Source organism: Herminiimonas sp. (assembly GCF_030645555.1).
Lineage (GTDB): Bacteria > Pseudomonadota > Gammaproteobacteria > Burkholderiales > Burkholderiaceae_D > Oxalicibacterium.
This window is the reverse complement of sequence record NZ_JAUSME010000006.1, coordinates 1-5,236: the sequence shown is the minus strand read 5'-3', so window position 1 is coordinate 5,236 and position 5,236 is coordinate 1. Positions and strand designations below refer to the sequence as shown.

General features: G+C 55.1%; 5 protein-coding genes. All 5 read left to right on the top strand.

The genetic code is table 11. The features are described from left to right. A partial coding sequence (locus Q7T06_RS00270; RefSeq protein WP_304778161.1) for an aminotransferase class I/II-fold pyridoxal phosphate-dependent enzyme occupies window positions 1-434 on the top strand: 434 nt, incomplete at its 5' end. Window positions 435-505: 71 nt separating this feature from the next. Then, entirely contained in the window at window positions 506-1,408 is a 903-nt protein-coding gene (locus tag Q7T06_RS00265) for a prephenate dehydrogenase/arogenate dehydrogenase family protein (RefSeq protein WP_304778158.1), read from the top strand. After that, window positions 1,405-2,730, top strand: coding sequence for a 3-phosphoshikimate 1-carboxyvinyltransferase (aroA, locus tag Q7T06_RS00260; protein WP_304778155.1), 1,326 nt, complete (start codon window positions 1,405-1,407; stop codon window positions 2,728-2,730). Before Q7T06_RS00265 ends, aroA begins: the two co-directional genes overlap by 4 nt. A gap of 136 nt (window positions 2,731-2,866) precedes the next feature. Next, window positions 2,867-3,544: a (d)CMP kinase gene (cmk, locus tag Q7T06_RS00255; protein WP_304778153.1), complete on the top strand. Its 678-nt coding sequence runs from the start codon at window positions 2,867-2,869 to the stop codon at window positions 3,542-3,544. Between the two features lie 194 nt (window positions 3,545-3,738). Then, window positions 3,739-5,236 (top strand): 30S ribosomal protein S1 (gene rpsA / locus Q7T06_RS00250; protein ID WP_304778163.1); only part of this gene is annotated, 1,498 nt, incomplete at its 3' end.

Below are 5,236 nucleotides of genomic sequence, written 5' to 3'. Positions count from 1 at the left end.
TGTCGAAAGTGTATGGCCTGGCCGGTTTGCGTATAGGTTACGGAATCGCACAGCCGGGCATTACCGATTTGCTCAACCGCATACGCCAGCCTTTCAATGTCAATTCGCTGGCGCAAGCCGCTGCGATTGCGGCTTTGAATGACAGCGCGTTTGTCGAAAGAAGTGCGCAATTGAATGCCGCCGGTTATCGCCAGTTGACGCAGGCCTTTGATGAATTGAAGCTGACTTACGTACCTTCATCCGGCAACTTTGTCTTGGTCAAGGTGGGCGATGACGACAGTGCCGGTGCGCGCGTTAACCTGGCCTTGTTGAAGCAGGGCGTGATCGTGCGCCCGGTAGGCAACTATGGCTTGCCGCAATGGTTGCGCATCTCTATCGGTTTGCCGGAAGAAAATGCGATATTCATTGCTGCATTGAGAAAAGCGCTGGCTTGATTTTCGCTGTACTGAAGTAGCATGCAGCCGATTTTTAAACTGAACCGACCAACCACTTTCCCTTTCCTCCCGTGCTAAAAAAAATCGTCATCTTTGGAGTCGGCTTGATAGGCGGGTCGTTTGCACGCGCACTGCATAAAGCCGGCGCAGTCGAACAGATAGTCGGCGTCGGCCGCACTGCTGCATCACTGGCGCGCGCGAAGGAACTGGGCATCATAGATGTCATCAGCACTTCGGTGGAAGAGGCATTGCGCGACGCCGATCTGGTGTTGCTGGCAGCGCCGGTGGCGCAAACTGAAGCGATACTGGCAGCGATCCAGCCGTATCTGCAGGCGCAGACAGTGATCACCGATGCCGGCAGCATCAAGGGCGAAGTGGTAGCCGCGGCGCGGCGTGCACTGGGCGACAAAATCGGGCAATTTGTGCCGGGACATCCGATCGCCGGGCTGGAGGCGAATGGCCCCGATGCAGCGATAGATAGCCTGTATACAGGCAAGAAAGTCGTGCTGACGCCATTGCCGGAAAATTCCACCGCGCAGATTGCGCTGGTCTCGGCTGCGTGGGAACAGTGCGGCGCCATCATCCATCAACTGACACCAGAAGATCACGATGCAGTGTTTGCTGCAGTCAGTCATTTGCCGCATTTGCTGGCCTATGCATTGGTGGATGATATTGCTGCCAAGCCGCATGCCGATTTACTGTTCCAATACGCGGCTAGCGGTTTTCGCGACTTCACCCGCATCGCCGGTTCTTCGCCGGAAATGTGGCGCGATATCAGCCTGTCGAACCAGGCTGCGATCTTGACTGAACTCGATGCCTATATTGCTCAGCTGACGCGTTTTCGCGGCCAGTTGGCCGCGGGCGATGGCGCAGCGATGCAGGCGATGTTTGCCAATGCGCAGCGCGCGCGCCAGAACTGGCTGAGCAATATAGAAACGGCTGAAATGCAGCCCAAACAAGATCGCGATCAATGAAACATTATCCGCATTACCTGGACCTGCAACCGGCACTGCACGCCAAAGGCGTAGTGCGTTTGCCTGGCTCCAAAAGCATCTCCAACCGTACCTTGCTGCTGGCTGCACTGGCCGATGGCACCACACAGATCCGGGATCTGCTCGCTTCGGACGACACACATGTGATGTTGATGGCGCTGCAAAAGCTGGGCGTGCAGTGGGAGCAAATCGGCGAGACGCAGGATTATGTCGTGCATGGCGTCAACGGTGTATTTCCTGTGCATCAAGCTGATCTGTTCATGGGCAATGCTGGCACGGCGATACGTCCGTTGACGGCGGCACTGGCTGTCACCGGCGGTGACTACACACTGCATGGCGTGTCGCGCATGCACGAGCGGCCTATCGGCGATCTGGTCGATGCCTTGAATGCCATAGGCGCACATATTGAATACACCGGAGTGGCAGCTTATCCGCCGCTGCATATACAGCGCGGCCGCATCCATGCGCAACGTATGCAGGTGCGCGGCAATGTGTCCAGCCAGTTCCTGACGGCGCTGCTGATGGCTGCGCCCTTGATGGCGCGCGAGCAGGATGTCGTGATCGACGTGATCGGCGACTTGATTTCCAAACCCTATATTGAAATCACCTTGAATCTGATGCGGCGTTTCGGCGTCGAAGTGCAGCGCAATGGCTGGCAGTCGTTCACGATTCAGGCTGGCCAGCGTTACGTCAGCCCGGGCACGATACACGTCGAGGGCGATGCATCCTCGGCTTCGTATTTTCTCGCCGCCGGTGCGATCGCCGGTGGGCCGGTGCGGGTGGAGGGCGTCGGCAAGGACAGCATACAGGGCGATGTACGCTTCGTCGAAGCGCTGGAAAAAATGGGCGCCACGATACGGATGGGCGACAACTGGATAGAAGCGGAATCTACCGGCGTCTTGCGCGCGATCGATGCCGATTTCAATCACATACCGGATGCTGCGATGACGATAGCGGTTGCTGCCCTGTATGCAGACGGCACGAGTACCTTGCGCAACATAGGCAGCTGGCGCGTGAAGGAAACCGACCGCCTCAGCGCGATGGCGATTGAACTGCGCAAGCTGGGTGCGATCGTGGAAGAGGGCGCGGATTATTTGCGCGTGACACCGCCAGCCGCGATCCAGGCGGCGACGATAGATACCTACGACGATCACCGGATGGCGATGTGCTTTTCACTGGCCACGCTGGATGGCGCGGCGCGGCGCGGCAACAATGTGCGCATCAACGATCCGCAATGCGTGGCGAAAACCTTCCCCGACTATTTCGATGCATTTGCAAAAGTGACTGAAGACAGCTTGTTTTAAGCTGGCGCGATGATCGCTGCATAATCAGCTATATGCGCGGCATTGCGGCGCAATCTTCCTCTTACATTCTTCTTTGGGCGTGCCGGATACGGGCTACGTGATACAGACTTAACAAACAGGTTTAATCAATTTCCACATGACTACATCTTCCACTATTCCCGTCATTGCTATCGATGGCCCCACTGCGTCCGGCAAAGGCACGGTTGCGCAACTGGTCGCCGCACAGTTGAATTTCCATTATCTGGATTCCGGCGCCTTGTACCGGCTGACAGCCTTGTCGGCCATCCGTCACGGCATTGCGCTCGACGACGAGCAGGCGTTGGCGCAACTGGCGGAAAACCTGGATTGCAGCTTCACGGGCGGCGAAATTTTCCTCGGCACAGAAAGCGTCACGCTGGCGATACGGGCTGAAGAAGTCGGCAATACCGCGTCAAAAATTGCCGCTTTGCCAGCTTTGCGCCACGCTCTGGTTGGTTTGCAACTGCGTTTTCGCCGCTTGCCGGGCCTGATTGCTGATGGACGCGACATGGGTACCGTCATTTTCCCGGATGCCTGCCTCAAGGTCTTCCTCACCGCCAGCGCTGAAGCGCGTGCGCAAAGACGTTATAAGCAATTGATTGACAAGGGATTTTCTGCTAATATAGAAGACCTTCTAAAGGATTTGAACGAGCGGGATGCGCGCGATGCGAATCGTGCAATTGCCCCGTTAAAGCCGGCGGAAGGGGCATATTTTCTGGATACCTCGGATTTGACCGTGCAGCAGGCGGTGGAAAAGGTGCTCGGCTGGTATGCCACGGTGAAGCAAGCCGTATAAGCATTGTGTTTGAGAAGTACCCGTTGTCTGTCCAGGCGCAAAGTCTGGCAGGCGTTGAAAAACCTAACCCATTATTCGTTTCTTTTTGTTGTTTGTTTTTGCAAGCATTAAATCGATCTACCCCGAATCATGGTCAACTTGTTTAAATCTATATGACTACTGTTGTCACCTCTACCCAAGAAACACCTGTTGGCATGGAAAGTTTTGCCGCTCTTTTTGAAGAATCGTTGTCACGCCAGGACATGCGTTCCGGTGAAGTGATTTCGGCTGAAGTCGTTCGCCTTGACCATAACTTCGTTATCGTCAACGCTGGCTTGAAGTCGGAAGCATTTATTCCAATCGAAGAATTCAAGAACGACAATGGCGAACTCGAAGTCAACGTCGGCGACTTTATTTCGGTCGCTATTGAATCCCTCGAAAACGGTTTTGGCGACACTATCCTGTCGCGCGACAAGGCTAAACGCCTGGCGTCGTGGCTCTCGCTTGAAAAAGCGATGGAGTCCGGTGAAATCGTTATCGGTACCGTTAACGGTAAAGTCAAAGGCGGTCTGACTGTTCTGACCAACGGCATCCGCGCGTTCCTCCCAGGTTCGCTGGTTGATACCCGTCCGGTCAAAGACACCACCCCGTTCGAAGGCAAAACACTCGAATTCAAAGTCATCAAGCTCGACCGCAAGCGTAACAACGTTGTGCTGTCACGCCGCGCTGTCATCGAAGCATCGATGGGCGAAGAGCGTCAAAAGCTGATGGAAACCCTCAAAGAAGGTACGGTTGTGACCGGTATCGTCAAAAATATCACCGACTACGGCGCGTTCGTGGATCTGGGCGGTATCGATGGCCTGTTGCACATTACTGATCTGGCATGGCGTCGTGTGCGTCACCCATCGGAAGTACTGACTGTCGGTCAGGAAATCACGGCTAAAGTTCTCAAGTACGATCAAGAGAAAAACCGTGTTTCGCTGGGCGTCAAGCAATTGGGCGATGATCCATGGACCGGTCTGTCACGTCGTTACCCACAAGGCACACGCCTGTTCGGTAAAGTCACCAACCTGACCGACTACGGCTCGTTCGTTGAAGTTGAACAAGGCATCGAAGGTCTGGTTCACGTTTCCGAAATGGACTGGACCAACAAAAACGTGGCACCAAACAAAGTTGTCCAATTGGGCGACGAAGTTGAAGTCATGGTTCTGGAAATTGACGAAGAACGTCGTCGCATCAGCCTCGGCATGAAGCAATGCAAAGCCAATCCATGGGACGACTTCGCAGTCACCCACAAGAAAGGTGACAAAGTCCGCGGCGCGATCAAATCGATCACCGACTTCGGCGTGTTCATCGGTCTGGCTGGCAACATCGACGGTCTGGTTCACTTGTCCGATCTGTCCTGGACCGAAACCGGCGAAGAAGCTGTTCGTCGTTTCAAGAAGGGTGACGAACTGGAAGCAATCGTGTTGGCTATCGACGTGGAACGTGAACGCGTATCCCTCGGCGTCAAGCAACTCGAAGGCGACCCATTCAACAACTTCGCTGCAATGAACGACAAGGGTGCATTGGTTACCGGTGTTGTCAAATCGGTCGAGCCTAAAGGCGCAGTGATCCAGTTGTCCGAAGAAGTTGAAGGCTATCTGCGTGCATCCGAAATCTCCCGCGACCGCGTGGAAGATGCCGGTACCCACCTGAAAGTCGGCGACCAGA